At 40.7% G+C, this 15,575-nt stretch carries 13 protein-coding genes; 10 read left to right on the forward strand and 3 right to left on the reverse strand.

The annotated features are described in order from the left end of the window. Nucleotides 1-13 precede the first annotated feature (13 nt). The 3 genes from AB5N96_RS03035 to AB5N96_RS03045 form a co-directional block, all read right to left on the reverse strand. On the reverse strand, nucleotides 14-1,537 hold the full coding sequence (locus tag AB5N96_RS03035) for a solute symporter family protein (RefSeq protein WP_392456634.1): 1,524 nt from the start codon (nucleotides 1,535-1,537) through the stop codon (nucleotides 14-16). Beyond that, nucleotides 1,534-1,872 (reverse strand): DUF485 domain-containing protein, encoded by a 339-nt coding sequence (locus AB5N96_RS03040; protein ID WP_204589285.1) that lies wholly within the window; start codon nucleotides 1,870-1,872, stop codon nucleotides 1,534-1,536. The genes AB5N96_RS03035 and AB5N96_RS03040 overlap by 4 nt, the downstream gene beginning before the upstream one ends. Nucleotides 1,873-2,047: 175 nt before the next feature. Then, the gene (locus AB5N96_RS03045) at nucleotides 2,048-3,073 is read right to left on the reverse strand and encodes an NADH:flavin oxidoreductase/NADH oxidase (RefSeq protein WP_204589284.1); all 1,026 of its coding nucleotides are present in this window, start codon (nucleotides 3,071-3,073) and stop codon (nucleotides 2,048-2,050) included. A 117-nt stretch (nucleotides 3,074-3,190) separates the two neighbouring features. On the opposite strand from AB5N96_RS03045, the gene AB5N96_RS03050 reads away from it, so the two are divergent. The 10 genes from AB5N96_RS03050 (at nucleotide 3,191) to AB5N96_RS03095 (ending at nucleotide 15,193) form a co-directional block, all read left to right on the forward strand. Beyond that, nucleotides 3,191-3,970, forward strand: coding sequence for a polyphosphate kinase 2 family protein (locus AB5N96_RS03050; RefSeq protein ID WP_204589283.1), 780 nt, complete (start codon nucleotides 3,191-3,193; stop codon nucleotides 3,968-3,970). 90 nt (nucleotides 3,971-4,060) lie between these two features. Then, nucleotides 4,061-5,269: an argininosuccinate synthase gene (locus AB5N96_RS03055; RefSeq protein WP_204589282.1), complete on the forward strand. Its 1,209-nt coding sequence runs from the start codon at nucleotides 4,061-4,063 to the stop codon at nucleotides 5,267-5,269. Further along, nucleotides 5,266-6,636: an argininosuccinate lyase gene (gene argH, locus AB5N96_RS03060; RefSeq protein ID WP_204589281.1), complete on the forward strand. Its 1,371-nt coding sequence runs from the start codon at nucleotides 5,266-5,268 to the stop codon at nucleotides 6,634-6,636. The genes AB5N96_RS03055 and argH overlap by 4 nt, the downstream gene beginning before the upstream one ends. 930 nt (nucleotides 6,637-7,566) lie before the next feature. Beyond that, the gene (locus tag AB5N96_RS03065) at nucleotides 7,567-9,579 is read left to right on the forward strand and encodes a type I restriction-modification system subunit M (protein WP_499704609.1); all 2,013 of its coding nucleotides are present in this window, start codon (nucleotides 7,567-7,569) and stop codon (nucleotides 9,577-9,579) included. Next, complete coding sequence (locus AB5N96_RS03070; RefSeq protein WP_499704610.1) at nucleotides 9,576-10,913, forward strand: restriction endonuclease subunit S; 1,338 nt, start codon at nucleotides 9,576-9,578, stop codon at nucleotides 10,911-10,913. The genes AB5N96_RS03065 and AB5N96_RS03070 overlap by 4 nt, the downstream gene beginning before the upstream one ends. 4 nt (nucleotides 10,914-10,917) lie before the next feature. Next, nucleotides 10,918-13,908 (forward strand): type I restriction endonuclease subunit R, encoded by a 2,991-nt coding sequence (locus AB5N96_RS03075; RefSeq protein ID WP_499704611.1) that lies wholly within the window; start codon nucleotides 10,918-10,920, stop codon nucleotides 13,906-13,908. Nucleotide 13,909: 1 nt separating this feature from the next. Next, nucleotides 13,910-14,104 (forward strand): hypothetical protein, encoded by a 195-nt coding sequence (locus tag AB5N96_RS03080; protein WP_499704612.1) that lies wholly within the window; start codon nucleotides 13,910-13,912, stop codon nucleotides 14,102-14,104. A gap of 144 nt (nucleotides 14,105-14,248) precedes the next feature. After that, nucleotides 14,249-14,539: a hypothetical protein gene (locus AB5N96_RS03085; RefSeq protein WP_499704613.1), complete on the forward strand. Its 291-nt coding sequence runs from the start codon at nucleotides 14,249-14,251 to the stop codon at nucleotides 14,537-14,539. 67 nt (nucleotides 14,540-14,606) lie between these two features. Next, nucleotides 14,607-14,870 (forward strand): hypothetical protein, encoded by a 264-nt coding sequence (locus AB5N96_RS03090; protein WP_204589279.1) that lies wholly within the window; start codon nucleotides 14,607-14,609, stop codon nucleotides 14,868-14,870. Nucleotides 14,871-15,064: 194 nt separating this feature from the next. Beyond that, nucleotides 15,065-15,193, forward strand: a complete 129-nt coding sequence (locus AB5N96_RS03095) for a hypothetical protein (RefSeq protein WP_499704614.1) — start codon at nucleotides 15,065-15,067, stop codon at nucleotides 15,191-15,193. Nucleotides 15,194-15,575: the final 382 nt, after the last annotated feature.

Raw genomic sequence — 15,575 nt, forward strand, 5'->3', positions numbered from 1 at the left:
CCCTCTACTTTTTTTATTTCAACCCAATGGTTGCTTTAACATCGACTTCGGCATATTTTTTCAAATCAGCACGTTGCCCAACGAGTGTTCCGATCCATCCTCCTAAGAAACCAGCTGGCACGGAAACAAGTGCAGGGTTTGTAAGAGGGAAGAGAGGTTCACCAGTGAATAGCATGGACCCATCTGCCGCCCATAAGTTCGGGCTTAAAATTACAAGGACAAGTGCTGTCACAAGACCTGTAACAATAGCAGCCAGTGCACCTGTTGTTGAGAAACGCTTCCAGTAGATGGTGTAAATAATCACCGGCAGGTTAGCGGATGCTGCAATACAGAAAGCAAGAGACACAAGGAATGCAACGTTCATGTTTTGAGCGCCAAGTGCCAAAATAATCGAGATAACAGAAACTGCGATCGATGCACTACGTGCTGCAATCATCTGCTCTTTTTCAGTCACTTTTCCTTTTTTAATGATTTGTCCATACAAGTCATGTGCAAATGCAGAGGCGCCGGAAAGCACAAGCCCTGCTACTACAGCTAAGATGGTTGCAAATGCGACAGCCGATACAAAGGATAGCAACAAGTCGCCACCGAGTGCTTCTGCAAGGAGAGGAGCTGCCATATTTCCAGCTGCATTTGCTGCTACAATCTGTTCAGAACCTACAAATGCCGCTGCGCCAAAGCCCAGGAAAATCGTCAAGATGTAGAAAATTCCTACAATCCACGTTGCATAGACGACAGAACTGCGTGCGGTTTTTGCATCTTTTACTGTAAAGAAACGCATCAAGATGTGCGGTAGCCCTGCTGTACCTAGTACAAGGGCAATCATCATAGAGATTGTATCAATTCCATTTGTATAGCGAACACCTGGGTGTAAATATGCTTCCCCGTGTGCTGTCGCTGTTTTCATCTCCGAGAACATCCCTAAGATGTTGAAGTTGAATTTCCAGAGAACGAGGAAAGAGATCACAACTGTTCCGACCATCAAAAGAACAGCTTTGATAATCTGGACCCAGCTGGTTGCAGCCATTCCACCGAACAATACATAAATTGTCATCATAGTACCGACAATCAAAACAGCAATCCAATAATCAATGCCAAGAAGTAATTGAATAAGTGCACCGGCACCTACTAACTGTGCAATCATATAAAAAAGTACGATGGTGATTGTGCTGACCGCTGCTGCGCCCCGTACTTTTTTCTGATTGAAGCGCGCAGCAATCATATCAGCAAGTGTGTAGCGACCAAGATTTCGTAATGGTTCCGCTACGATGTATAAAACAACAAGGTAGGCAACCAAATAGCCGATGGAGAAGAAGAATCCGTCGAAGCCAAATAATGCAATAGCTCCTGCAATTCCTAAGAAAGACGCGGCCGATAAGTAATCTCCGGCGATGGCGATTCCATTTTGCCATCCTGTCAGGCCACCTCCTGCAGTATAGAATTCACTGGCAGAGTTCGTGCGCTTTGAAGCAAGATATGTAACGTATAAGGTCAACCCGACGATAGCAACGAAGAAAAAGATTCCTACTCCACTCATCGTGTCACCTCACCAACTGCATCTTCTTTGATCTTTTCGGCCTCTTTATCAAAGCCATTTGCTTTTTTAACGTAGATCATGCAAAGTGTCCAGGTCATAATAAACAACAGGAATGAATAAATCCATACAAGTGAAATATCACCAATTACAGGGGTGTTTAAAATCGTCGTGTACGAAGTCAGGATGGGCAATGCTAGATACGCTGTTAAAAAGAAAATCGAAATACCTACTATGAATTTGTTTTTTCGTTTCTTGAGAGATTTGAAGTTATTCTGTTCAGAAATCTCTTCATATGGATACTCTCGGGTGTAACCGCTTTCTTTGATAGGTTCCATAAACTGCCTCCTTTTCTATAATGATTCAGTATAATGAATAATTAATCAGAAAACAATGAATAGTTCAAAAACAGAACCTTCTACTTACTTTGAATTCAAGGGTTGGTACTATAGGCCGATATTACTAAAAAATTGCAATAAAAAACCCTCACAACCATCATGTGAGGGAAAGAACTTAAAAACCGCGTTCGTAGGCTTTTGGCGGTACGACAGAACCTGTTAATTGTTCTTGTGCATGAAGGGCCCAATATGGATCACGGAGTAATCCGCGACCAATTGCAACAAATTCTGCATCGCCTTCTGCAATTACTTTTTCTGCTAAGATTGCATCTTCTAAACGCCCTACAGCAATCACAGGAAGTTCGAAAGCTTTTTTATACGCACGTGCAAACCCAACTTGGTAACCAGGTTCATTCGATGGCTTTTTCTGTCCAGGAGGTGCTTCACCACCACTTGAAATATGAAATACATCCACCCCTGCTTCTTTATAACGTTGTGCAATGTCTAGTGCGTGCTCCAAATCATAGCCGCCATCCATATACTCTATCGCTGACATTCGGAAGATAAGCGGCATGTCTGCTGGCATGACCGATTTGACTGCTTGAATCACTTCGACTCCAAAGCGGGCAAGGTCAATTCCATACTCATCCTGTCGCTTGTTGATAGCTGGAGAATGGAACTGGTGGATCAAATACCCATGTGCGCCGTGCAGCTCAATCGCATCATACCCAGCTGCTATCGCGCGTTCAGTTGCCTTTTTAAATTTGTTTACCATCTCGTGTACTTCTTCCGTCGAAAGGGAACGAGGGGTTTTCCAGTCCGCATCCGTTGTTACGGGAACTGTAGAAGAGGAGACCGGTTGTACAGCATCTGTTGCTTTGCGTCCAGCGTGTGCAATCTGGGCGGCAATTTTTGCTCCATTTTTCTTTACACAGGAAACAAGGCGAGCATGTGATTCAATATGTGCATCGTCCCATAATCCTAAATCACGATTTGTGATGCGTCCGTCTGGTTCGACATCTGTCATTTCGACGATAACGAGCCCGACGCCGCCGACCGCACGCGATGTGTAGTGCACAAGATGCCAGTCCTCAGGGTGACCATCCTCTGCCTCAACAGAATACTGACACATTGGTGCCATGATCACTTTATTTTTAAGCTCGAGTTTACCAAGCTTTGCAGGTTCAAATAATTTCGACATATCTCATCACCTTTCTCGGGTATGTTGTTATTATTCCGCATTCTATGAACTTTTTCAAAGATTAGCTACCGAATTTTCAGAAATCACTTATAATAGGGAGAAACTGGAGGTGTCTGAATGAAAGTGCAGTTAAATAACATCCCGAAAAAAGAAAATACGTTATCAAAAGAAGACTATAAGGTGGAACTGAAAAAACTACAATATCATCTGTTAAGTTTGCAACTCACACTCCGCAAACAGCAAGTCGGTTTGATTTTTGTATTCGAAGGAATGGACGCTGCAGGAAAAGGCGGCGCCATCAAACGATTGACAGAGCGACTTGATCCCCGTGGATTTATCGTGCATCCCATTTCTGCATCTCGTCCACACGAAAAACGGTATCATTATATGCACCGCTTTTGGCGAAAATTGCCGATGCATGGACAAATCAGCATTTTCGACCGCTCTTGGTACGGCAGAGTATTAGTGGAACGCATCGAGAAATTTGCAACGAAGCAAGAATGGAAGCGTGCATATAATGAAATCAATGAGTTTGAACGGCTATTGAGTGATGAGGATTATATTCTCGTCAAATACTGGCTTCAAATTTCAAATGATGAACAACTCAGCCGCTTCATCAAACGAAAAAACGATCCTTTCAAACAGTGGAAATTAACAGACGAAGATTGGCGTAATCGGGACAAATGGGACCAGTATGTAGAAGCAGCACAAGACATGTTGGAAAAAACCGATTCAGAGCACGCCCCATGGTTTGTTGTGGCAGCTGATGACAAAAAACATGCACGGTTGCAAGTTTTGAAGAAGGCAATTGATACCATCGAAGCGGAATTGTCTCGCCGTGGAATCGAGTTTCCACCGATTCATGACAAAGAGCTGTCACAAATTATTGGTGAATAAACAATTAAAGTGTTGTATTTTTATAACCTCCATGCTAGTATATGCATATTGATAAATCATTATGCATAAAAATACATGGAGGTTTTTAGTATGAAAAAAGTTGTCTTAGCGTACTCCGGTGGTCTAGATACATCGGTTGCCATTACATGGTTGAAGGAGCAAGGATATGAAGTAGTGGCTGTCTGCCTAGATGTTGGGGAGGGTAAGGACCTCGATTTTATTAAAGAAAAAGCATTGCTTGTCGGAGCCACTGAGAGCTACGTGATTGATGCGAAAGAAGAGTTTGCGACGGAATATGCACTTACGTCTATGCAGGCTCATACATGGTACGAGCAAAAGTACCCACTTGTCTCTGCACTTTCTCGTCCTCTAATTGCAAAAAAATTAGTCGAAGTAGCAGAGCAGGTCGGAGCAACTGCCGTTGCACACGGATGTACAGGTAAAGGAAACGACCAAGTACGTTTTGAAGTTTCGTTCCAGGCCCTTGCACCACACCTAGAAGTAATTGCTCCGGTACGTGAGTGGTCATGGAGCCGTGATGAAGAGATTGCCTACGCAAAAGAAAAGAACATTCCAATTCCTATTAATCTCGATAGCCCGTTCTCCATCGATCAAAACTTATGGGGACGTGCTAACGAATGTGGCATTCTAGAAGATCCGTGGGCGGCACCACCTGAAGACGCATACGATTTAACGAATGCACTTGAAAACACACCGGATACACCGGATGTGATTGAGATTGAATTTAAACAAGGAGTCCCTGTCGCGTTGAACGGGCAAGAGTATCTCTTGAGCGATTTGATTCAAGAATTAAACAAAGTGGCTGGTAAACATGGTGTTGGACGTATCGATCACGTCGAAAACCGTTTAGTTGGTATTAAATCACGTGAAGTGTATGAGATTCCAGGAGCGCACACACTTTTAGTGGCGCATAAGGAGTTAGAAGATATCACACTTGTCAAAGAGCTTGCACATTTTAAGCCGGTGATGGAGAAAAAATTGACAGAACTCATCTATGAGGGACTTTGGTTCTCGCCACTTCGCACGGCATTACAAGCATTTTTGAAAGAAACGCAACAGTACGTGAACGGAACGGTTCGTGTGAAATTGTTCAAAGGGCATGCGATTGTCGAAGGCCGTAAATCTCCAAATTCATTGTATGATGAAAAGCTTGCGACGTACTCAACAGACGATGCATTCAATCACGCTTCGGCAGTCGGTTTCATCGAACTATGGGGTCTTCCAACAAAAGTACATGCAGTCGTGAACAAACAACAGGAGCAGAAGGTGACAGTATGACGAAATTGTGGGGAGGGCGCTTTCAACAGACGGCAGAGGAATGGGTCGATGATTTTGGTGCATCGATCCACTTTGACCAAGCGCTCGTTTTAGAAGATATTACTGGAAGCCTTGCACATGTTCAGATGCTGGCAGAGCAAAGCATTCTATCGCGCAGTGACGCGGAGAAAATCATGGACGGACTTCTAACGCTTCAAGAGAAAGCAAAAAATGGAGAACTTACTTTTTCTGTTGCTCAAGAAGATATCCATTTGAATCTAGAGAAACATTTGATCGATTTGATTGGTCCAGTCGGCGGGAAGCTTCACACAGGACGCAGTCGAAATGATCAAGTCGCTACGGACATGCATCTCTATTTAAAAACACGTACGGAAGAAATCATTGTGCTTATCGAAGACTTTCAAAAGCAATTGGTTTCTCAAGCCGAGCAGCATATTGAAACGATTGCACCAGGATATACGCACCTGCAGCGAGCCCAACCGATTTCTTTTGGTCATCACTTGATGACATATTTTTGGATGCTTGAACGTGACAAAGCGCGTTTTCAAGATGGCTTGAAGCGTACGGACTTGTCGCCACTTGGTGCCGGTGCACTCGCTGGCACGACATTTCCGATTGACCGTGAACGCACAGCAGAATTATTAGGTTTTTCCGGTGTCTACGAAAACAGTTTAGACGCTGTCAGTGATCGTGATTTCATCGTTGAATTTTTGAGTGCTTCGTCACTTCTCATGACGCATCTTTCTCGTCTTGCCGAAGAAATCATTTTGTGGTCGAGCCAGGAGTTTTCATTTATTGAATTATCGGATGCGTTCTCAACAGGGTCGAGCATCATGCCGCAAAAGAAAAATCCGGATATGGCAGAACTGATCCGTGGGAAGACGGGACGTGTGTACGGGAATCTCTTTGGGTTACTGACCGTGTTGAAAGGATTGCCGCTCGCCTACAACAAAGATATGCAAGAAGATAAAGAGGGAATGTTCGATACAGTTCAAACTGTCACAGGTTCATTGAAGATTTTTGCTGGAATGATTCAGTCGATGACAGTGCGCACGGAAACGTTAGAAGCTGCTGTCGAATCGGATTTCTCCAATGCGACAGAGCTTGCAGATTATCTGGCAGCAAAAGGTATGCCGTTTCGTGAAGCGCATGACGTGACCGGGCGTCTCGTGTTTTATTGCATCCAGCAAGGCATTTTCTTAAAAGATGTGCCACTTGCAACATATAAAGACTACTCGTCTTTAATTGAAGACGATATCTTTACAGCACTTGCACCGCGCGAGGCCGTCCGCCGCCGTAACTCACTTGGTGGAACAGGCTTTGAGCAAGTCGGTCTTCAAATTCAGAAGGCAAAGGCGTTACTTTAAGTTTTTAAAACTCCTCCAGAAAGAAGACGGGAAGGGTGAGGTGCTTGTCCCCGCTATTCTTTTAGTCTTTGAACTCCTCCAGTTTGAACTCCTCCAGAAAGAAAGATGGGAGGTGAGGTGCCTGTTTTAGACTCAATTCTGGCAGATGATGAGACTCAGTTCGAGACGAAGTCGAAGAAGTGTGGCTCTTCAACTGCCAAGCTAGAATTGTGGCTGTGACAGGCTCCGTATGAAAAGAAAAAAGCACAACGATAGAAATTTCTTCTTCAACCCGAGGTTCGATTCTGTCAAAGAAATAAAAACCAACAGTGGCCGATTCGCTTTTTGAGCGAATCGGCCACTATTCTTCTTAGTTCTCCACATAATCAACCTCAGATAGCAGACCAAACACATATCGGTACTTCTTTTTACTGAGAAGTTGCAAACACTCATAAATTCGAGTCGGCTCTGCCTCTACCTTTATATCTAGATACTCAAGCATTCTCTATGTGAGTATCTTGGGGCGGGCTGTGCTAACGCAAGGCCCGATTCATTGTTCGTATAATCACAGTCTAGGACAGCAAGTTTAGACAAACAGACAAGTTACTTTTCAGATCTCTACACACTTAAGAGTCCTCTACATTTAAATTCATCCAAAAAGTAAGACGGGGGGTGAGGTGCCTGTTTTAGACTCAATTCTGGCAGATGATGAGACTCAGTTCGAGACGGAGTCGAAGAACTGTGGCTCGTCAGCTGTCGATCTAGAATTGTGGCTGTGACAGGCTCCGTATATCTTAATCTAAGATAGTGCTAACAAATTTTGAGCCTCAATGGTCTATCTGCACTTCCAAACACCTCCTAATTTTACTTTACACCTAGTAAAGCGCTTACCGAATAGGTAAAATGAAAGGGAATACATACAAAACTATCAACAAGAATGAGGTATACTAGATGATCAATTTTCAAGACAAAGTAAGCTTTATCTGGTCAATCGCTGAAGTATTACGCGGACCATACAAACCAGAAGATTACGGAAAAGTGATTTTACCACTTGCCGTATTACGCCGCTTTGACTGCGTACTTGAGAGCACAAAAGAAGACGTACTAGCTTCTAAGAAACAATATGAAAACCTTGCCGAAGAAGCACGTGAACAAGTACTAACTCGTGTTTCAAAACAAAACTTCTTCAATACAAGTAACTATGATTTCAATAAACTTCTTTCGGATTCAGATAACATCGCAGACAATTTACGTGATTATATCCGTGGATTCTCGAAAGTAGCTCGCGACATCATGGATCACTTTGATTTCGATCGGCAAATCGAGAAGTTAGAGAAGAACAATCTTCTCTATTTAACAATCAAGCGTTTTAGTGAGATTGATTTGCACCCTGAAGTCGTTTCCAATGTGGAGATGGGTTACGTTTTTGAAGAACTAATCCGCCGTTTTAACGAGAATGCTGAAGCAGGGGATCACTACACACCTCGTGAAGTAATTACACTGATGACAAACCTTTTATTTCTTCATGATGACTCATCAATCTTAAGTAAACCTGGTCTTACTCAAACTCTCTATGATTGTGCAGCGGGAACTGGAGGAATGGGTTCAGTTGCGCAGGAGTATCTTCATAAGAAAAACCCTACTGCTCATCTAGAATTTTTTGGTCAAGAAATTAATGACGAATCTTATGCTATTTGTAAAGCAGACTTATTAATAAAAGGTGAAGATGCAAGCAATATTCGTCTTGGAAACACCTTAACTAATGATCAGTTTGCAAATGAAACATTTGACTATTTAATCAGTAACCCTCCGTATGGAGTGGACTGGAAATCGCATGAAAAAATAATTAATGATGAATCTGAGACGCTTGGATTTAAAGGTCGATTTGGCCCAGGAACACCTCGAACAAGTGATGGACAACTTTTGTTCCTACTACACTTACTTTCTAAAATGAAACCTGTATCTGCCGAGAATCCTCAAGGATCACGTTTAGCCATTATTATGAACGGCTCTCCACTTTTTACAGGTGATGCAGGTTCCGGTGAGAGTGAAATTCGTAGATACGTTTTAGAAAATGATTTAGTTGAGGGCATTGTCGCTCTACCAAATGATTTGTTCTACAATACCGGAATCGCGACCTATATCTGGATTTTGACAAATAACAAAGCACCTTTAACAAAAGGAAAAGTTCGATTAGTCAACGCAGTAGGGTTTTCAAAGAAGATGAAAAAGTCGATGGGTAGTAAACGAAATGAAATTACGGATAATCAAATTGACGAGATTGTGAAATTATATGGTGATTTTCAAGAACATGAGCACGTGAAAATCTTTGATAATGAAGACTTCGGATATTCAAAGATTACAGTAGAACGTCCACTACGACTTAATTTCCAAACTTCAGAAGAGCGAATTGCTCGTGTGCTCGAACAAAAAGCATTTAGTAATCTAGCTACTTCGAAGAAAAAAGGAGATGCGGGGCACTTCGAAATTGAAGAAGGCAAGAAACTGCAGACTCAAATTGTTTATGTGCTTCGTCAACTCGACCAAGACAAACTGTATAAAAATAGAGAAGAATTCACTTCAATTTTAAAACAAGCATTTAAAGATGCCGGAATCTCAGTTTCTGCTCCTGTTTTAAAAGCTATCCTTTCTGGCTTATCTGAAAAGGATGAATCTGCAGACATCTGCATGAAAAACAAAACGGACCAAGAACCAGATTCTGACCTGCGAGACACGGAAAGTGTGCCTCTAAAAGAAGACATACAAGAATACTTTACAAGTGAAGTTCTTCCACACGTCCCTGACGCATGGATCGATGAATCGAAGACCAAGGTTGGCTACGAAATCCCATTCATACGTCGATTCTACAAATACACGGCGCTACGAAGCTCAACAGAAATCATGGATGAAATTCGTGCATTAGAAGCGGAAATTGCGGAGCAGTTGAAGAAGGTGATGGGATGATTGAACAAAAATCAAAATGGTTTGGATCTATTCCGAAAGAGTGGAGTGTTACCAGTTTAAAAAAGGCTATATCATTAGCCTACAGATACCCTACTTATTATGGGATTGATTATGTAGATGATGGTATTTTAGAGGTTAGGGGAGAAATGTTAAGAACTGACGGGCAAATTTCTTTAGAAAATTCAAGCCCAAGATATATATCTTTAGAAACTTCAAACAGATTCCCTTTAACTATATTAGAAAAAGGAGATTTAGTAATTTCTGTACGAGGTACTATTGGTAAAGTAGGAATAGTAGATGAAGATATAGCCGGTAGCAATATTACAGCAAATCTATTGCGTCTAAAAATCATAAAGAAGCTATTTGTTCCGGAATATCTTTTTTGGTTGATTAGAAACCATGTTTTTCTCGCTCATTTAAATAATGTTTCCGATTCAACTACTATAAAAACAATAACTTTACCTACCTTTTTATCGATTGAAATTCCTTCTCCTACTTTATTGGTTCAAAATAAGATTGTGAAGTATCTAAATCAAAAAGTCCAAAGTATAGATAATATAGTGGTTCAGAAGCAAAATTTAATAAATCTTTTAGAACAACAACGTCAATCGCTCATCACCGAAGCTGTCACCAAAGGCTTAAATCCAAATGTGAAAATGAAAGATTCGGGTGTGGAGTGGATCGGGGCGATTCCAGAGCATTGGGAAGTAAATAGAATTAGTTATATTTCCCGTGTTAAAGCTAGACTGGGTTGGAAAGGGTTAAAAGCAGAAGAATATGTAGATGAAGGTTATGGTTTTCTTTCCACACCAAATATAAAAAATAGAGAAATTGATTTCAAAAACATTAATTTCATATCCGAAGAGCGGTTTCTAGAATCTCCAGAGATAATTTTAGAACAGAATGATGTCCTGTTGGCTAAAGACGGTAGTACGTTAGGAATTGTTAATATTGTTCGTGAATTACCGATCCCTTCCACAGTAAATAGTTCCATTGCCGTTATACGTCCTAAAGAAACTATCACCGGAGTTTATCTACACTATTATCTAAAGTCTAAACCAATGCAAGATACTATAAACCAAATCAAAGGTGGAATGGGAGTTCCTCATTTGTTCCAAGCAGATATAAATAAATTTAAAGTAACTTTACCTCCTGTCTATGAACAATATGAAATTACTAATTTTTTGGATACTGAAATCTTGAAATTAGAAAAACTAGTAACTGACATTAAAGGCCAAATCGAAAAACTAAAAGAATACCGCCAATCCCTAATCTATGAAGCAGTGACTGGGAAGATCGATGTGACTGAGATGGAACTTGAAGAAGTGAGGTGACGATATGGCAATCGATGCGTCTGAAAAAGGATTCGAAGAAAATATTGAACAGGAACTCTGTGCTGTAGGATATAAAACGCGGAAGCTCGAAGGAACTGCTAGTAGCTTGTTTAAAGAACATGCACTTGACGTTGAAGAACTGTTTCAATTCCTAGAGCAAACTCAGGCCAAGTCTATACGTATATTGGAAAAGAGCTATGGTGTCGACTATCAGCAGCATATATTAAAGCGCATCAAAGATCAGCTTCATAACCGTGGTCTAGTAGAATGTTTACGAAAAGGTATACAAGATAGAGGTGTCACACTTCGTCTTGCATACAACAAACCACCAACGGACATGAACCAAATGCTGAACGAACTGTACCAAATGAATCGCTTTCGAGTTTCCCGACAAGTATTCTATAGCGACAAACACACGAACAGCTTAGATATGGTTTTACTGCTTAACGGAATACCTGTTGTTGTGATGGAGTTAAAAAATCAGTTCACGAATCAAACGGTAGAACATGCAATGAAGCAGTTAAAATTTGATCGCAATCCGAATGAACCGCTCTTTAAATTCAATGAACGAGTGGCGGTTTATTTCGCTGTGGATACAGATGAAGTATTCATGACAACAAGACTCGCCAAAGACAAAACCTACTTCTTGCCATTTAACCAGGGCAATCAAGGAGGAAAAGGAAACCCGCTTAGTTATGGGGAAACTTACCGAACACATTATTTATGGGATACTATCCTGACTCCAGACAGCATACTGGATATTTTATTCCGATTTATCTTTGTGAAAAAAGACGACATTCTAGACTCGGATGGCAGACTACTACATACAAGAGAAATGCTGATTTTTCCACGCTATCATCAATTAGATGTAGTAAGGAAGTTAGAGCATGACGTTAAAGAGAAGTCTGTTGGTGTGAATTATTTGATCCAACACTCTGCAGGGTCTGGGAAGACAAACTCAATTTCGTGGTTATCCCATCGCTTAGCTAAGCTACATAATGAAGACAATGAAGCGGTATTTAGCAGCGTCATCGTCATTACAGATCGTCGCGTTCTAGATAAGCAGCTTCAAGATGCTGTGTACCAGCTTGAGCACAAAGCGGGTATGGTCGAGCGAATCAACGAAGACTCTGACCAATTAGCGCGTGCCATCAACAGCGAAACACGAATCATCATCACTACACTTCAAAAGTTCCCGTTCATTTTAGAGAAAGTTGCGGGACTAGAACGAAAAAAATATGCGGTCATCATAGATGAAGCGCATTCTTCACAAGGTGGGAAAGCCTCGACTGCTTTGACCAATGCGTTATCCGATAAAACATTAGAAGCGGCCTATGAAGAAGATAGGATTGCTGAAGAAAATCTAGATGACACGGATGAAAAGATTGTGGAAGCCATTTTAAAGAGTGGAAAACAAGATAATGTTTCGTTCTTTGCCTTCACAGCCACACCTAAACCAAAAACACTTGAGAAGTTCGGTACTTTAAATCCCGAAGGAAAGCCGCATGCCTTTCATGAGTATACGATGCGTCAAGCTATCGAGGAAGGCTTTATTTTAGATGTGCTAGAAAACTATACGACGTATCAGACATTTTGGAAAATCGCGAAGACTGTTGATGATGATCCAGAAGTATCTCAAAAACAAGCAACCAAAAAACTTGCGCAGTACGTATCATTACACCCACATAGCATAGCTCAGAAGACAGAAATCATTATTGAACACTATCGTAACTTTGTGCAACGTAAAATTGGTGGGCGAGCAAAAGCGATGGTTGTTACAGCTAGTCGACTTCATGCTGTTCGCTACAAAATTGCATTCGATAAATACATCGAGGCGATGGGCTACACAGACTTGAAAACTGTCGTTGCATTCTCAGGGACAGTAACCGATGGAGAAATACCCTACACTGAACCAGGTATGAATAATTTTTCAGAACGAGAACTGCCTACGAAATTCAATTCCGATGAATTTAAAGTTTTACTAGTTGCTGAAAAATATCAAACCGGATTTGATGAGCCGCTCCTTCATACCATGTATGTCGACAAGCCGCTTAGTGGAATCAAAGCTGTGCAAACGTTATCTCGACTTAATAGGACATGTCCTGGAAAAGAAGATACGTTTATTTTGGACTTTGTTAACGACCCAGATGAGATTAAGGCTTCATTCCAGCCATATTATGAGTCAACGAGTCTGTCTGAAGTGACGGACCCGAATATTTTATATGACATGCAAGCAGAAATTGATACTTACCAACTTTTCACCACTGAAGAAATGCAAGCAGTGAATGAACTTGAAGTAGCTGGTGGACCTCAGAAATCTGTGAAGGCGCAACAGACTTTGAATGCCATCATCGACCATGGAGTAGAACGTTTTAAAAGGCTTTCAGAAGAAGAACAATTTGCGTTTAAAGATGTAACTTTGAAATTCACTCGTACTTATAGCTTTGTGCTTCAAGTGGTCACATTTATCGATTTAGGTCTTCATAAGAATTATATTTACTTGAACTACTTGCTGCGTAAATTGCCAAGAAGTGCTGTAGATAGAGATGTCTATTTAGCTGATGATGTTGCTCTTGAATACTACCGTAACCAAAAAGTATTTGAAGGTAGCATTGAGCTTGAAAAAACTGGTGGTTCTGAACTTGATCCACAAAAACATGGTGCTGGCGGGGCAGTAGAAGACGAGAAAGTTCGCTTGTCTTCGATTCTCGAAAAGCTAAACGACCGATTTGGTACAGAGTTTTCAGAGACTGACTATCTATCACGTGAACAAGTGAAAGAAGATATTTTAAATAGTGATGACATTCGTCAAAAAGCTAAAAACAATACAAAAGAAAACTTTAAGTTTGCATTTGAACGTACCTTTATGGACTTTGTCATTGATCGTATGAACACTAACCAAGACTTCTTCATGAAAATCCTTGAGAACCCTGAATTTAAAGCCTATATCATGGAGGATATGATGAATGAAGTGTATGGTGAGGTGAATTCATAATATGAAAAGTTCAAACAGTCATGTGCCGAAAAATATTGTGTTTTTTGAAGATAAAGAGGCAATGCTCAATAATGATGTTATAGAATTTGACGATAAACAACTAACCCAAATTAAACAGATTTCAAGTGCACATACTAAATTTGAACTGAATGAAATGGATAATGGCTTCAATTTAAAAGACCTAACGTCAGAATAAAAAGCAACCATTCTTCAAGAAAAGAAGAACATTGTAATTTCTGGAAAAGAAGACCCCCAAGAACTATTCGATAAAAAATTGGTTTATCTTACTTTTCATGCTCTTGAGCGTAGCTTCCAACGAGTTCAACAGGAAGTTGCGAATATGGATATTTATATTATTGAGAAAATTATCGAGTCTAATAAAGTTCTGAAAGCACAATACAAAGGGTTCCCTCAACTTTCTTACACACTTCAAACAAAAAATGAAAGTGAAAAATTTAATTCTAGTATTAGCTTTGTCATTCATAATGGGATCGCACGCAATATTAGGGTAATAACCGTTAGTTTGACAGAATTTAGTGATACTAACACTTTAGGTAAGTCGCGTTCTAATCAATATATAAGTGATAATCCATTATTAAAAGAGCTTTTGGAGCGACTCTCTACAGATTAAATTCTAACTGTGTGGGTATGAAATATAGTATAATTACTTAAAATAACAAAGTAAGGGGTGAGACATCATGCGTACTACTTTATCGAAGAGTTCTTCTGCTAAGGAGGAAAAAAGGTTGGCACCGGATATACCGATAGTAAAAGATTTAGTTTGGAAAATCTCTGGTACAGAGTACACTATAAAAAATGTCCCTGCCTATGAAATGAATGCCGATGGTCGTGAATTTGTAGATATGAAAATTGTTAATCTTTTATCAATGGTTAGAAATCTTATGTATGCGGATGAAATACCTCATACTGTAGATTTCAATGATATTGCCGATTTAGTCTAAACTCTATCCCATGAACTTTTTAAGTTCATGGGACTTTTTCTTTTTATACGGAGCCTGTCACAGCCACAATTCTAGAGCGGCAGTTCAGGAGCCACACTTCTTCGACTCCGTCTCGAACTGAGTCTCCAGAACTACCAGAATTGAGTCTAAAACAGGCACCTCACCCGGGGTCTTCTTTTCTTGAGGAGTTTTAAATGACAGCCACCAGAAAAAATATGTATTCTCAAAAGTTACTTGTCTGTTTCTCTCAACTCGCTGTCTTATACTGTGGCTATCAGCTCGATGAATCGGGCTTTGCGTTAGCACAGCCCGGCAGAATCTAGATGTGTAGGACACCACTCTAGAAATTTTGTGAATATCGGACGGCGCAAGTGAGGCGCACTTTGTCTCGATTGTGGCGTCCGATATTCGCAGGGATTTCTGGTGTCCGAAACTTGATTGCACTTTGCGATGTTTAAGATCAACTAGAGGCAAAGCCGAATCGAATTAGTGATTGAATACAACTTCTCAATAAAAAGAAGTGCTGATAGACGTTTGATCTGTTGTCAGAGGTTGATTGTTTATGGCAGTATAAAAATGTAGTGTTTGGCAGTTAATTCATGCAGCCTCGTAAGAGGCTGCAAAAGAAAAGAAAAGCCACTTGTCAGCATCTCTCCATACAATTAAACTCTCTGATATTGGGCTAACAATATTCAGGGAGGTACA

It is taken from the genome of Chryseomicrobium imtechense, from assembly GCF_041475995.1.
Classification (GTDB): domain Bacteria; phylum Bacillota; class Bacilli; order Bacillales_A; family Planococcaceae; genus Chryseomicrobium; species Chryseomicrobium aureum.

What these genes read in the sequence shown, in the direction of transcription:
- AB5N96_RS03035 (WP_392456634.1), bottom strand. Translation starts at nt 1,537, where the DNA reads ATGAGTGGAGTAGGAATCTTTTTCTTCGTTGCTATCGTCGGGTTGACC.
- AB5N96_RS03040 (WP_204589285.1), bottom strand. Translation starts at nt 1,872, where the DNA reads ATGGAACCTATCAAAGAAAGCGGTTACACCCGAGAGTATCCATATGAA.
- AB5N96_RS03045 (WP_204589284.1), bottom strand. Translation starts at nt 3,073, where the DNA reads ATGTCGAAATTATTTGAACCTGCAAAGCTTGGTAAACTCGAGCTTAAA.
- AB5N96_RS03050 (WP_204589283.1), top strand. Translation starts at nt 3,191, where the DNA reads ATGAAAGTGCAGTTAAATAACATCCCGAAAAAAGAAAATACGTTATCA.
- AB5N96_RS03055 (WP_204589282.1), top strand. Translation starts at nt 4,061, where the DNA reads ATGAAAAAAGTTGTCTTAGCGTACTCCGGTGGTCTAGATACATCGGTT.
- argH (WP_204589281.1), top strand. Translation starts at nt 5,266, where the DNA reads ATGACGAAATTGTGGGGAGGGCGCTTTCAACAGACGGCAGAGGAATGG.
- AB5N96_RS03065 (WP_499704609.1), top strand. Translation starts at nt 7,567, where the DNA reads ATGATCAATTTTCAAGACAAAGTAAGCTTTATCTGGTCAATCGCTGAA.
- AB5N96_RS03070 (WP_499704610.1), top strand. Translation starts at nt 9,576, where the DNA reads ATGATTGAACAAAAATCAAAATGGTTTGGATCTATTCCGAAAGAGTGG.
- AB5N96_RS03075 (WP_499704611.1), top strand. Translation starts at nt 10,918, where the DNA reads ATGGCAATCGATGCGTCTGAAAAAGGATTCGAAGAAAATATTGAACAG.
- AB5N96_RS03080 (WP_499704612.1), top strand. Translation starts at nt 13,910, where the DNA reads ATGAAAAGTTCAAACAGTCATGTGCCGAAAAATATTGTGTTTTTTGAA.
- AB5N96_RS03085 (WP_499704613.1), top strand. Translation starts at nt 14,249, where the DNA reads ATGGATATTTATATTATTGAGAAAATTATCGAGTCTAATAAAGTTCTG.
- AB5N96_RS03090 (WP_204589279.1), top strand. Translation starts at nt 14,607, where the DNA reads ATGCGTACTACTTTATCGAAGAGTTCTTCTGCTAAGGAGGAAAAAAGG.
- AB5N96_RS03095 (WP_499704614.1), top strand. Translation starts at nt 15,065, where the DNA reads ATGACAGCCACCAGAAAAAATATGTATTCTCAAAAGTTACTTGTCTGT.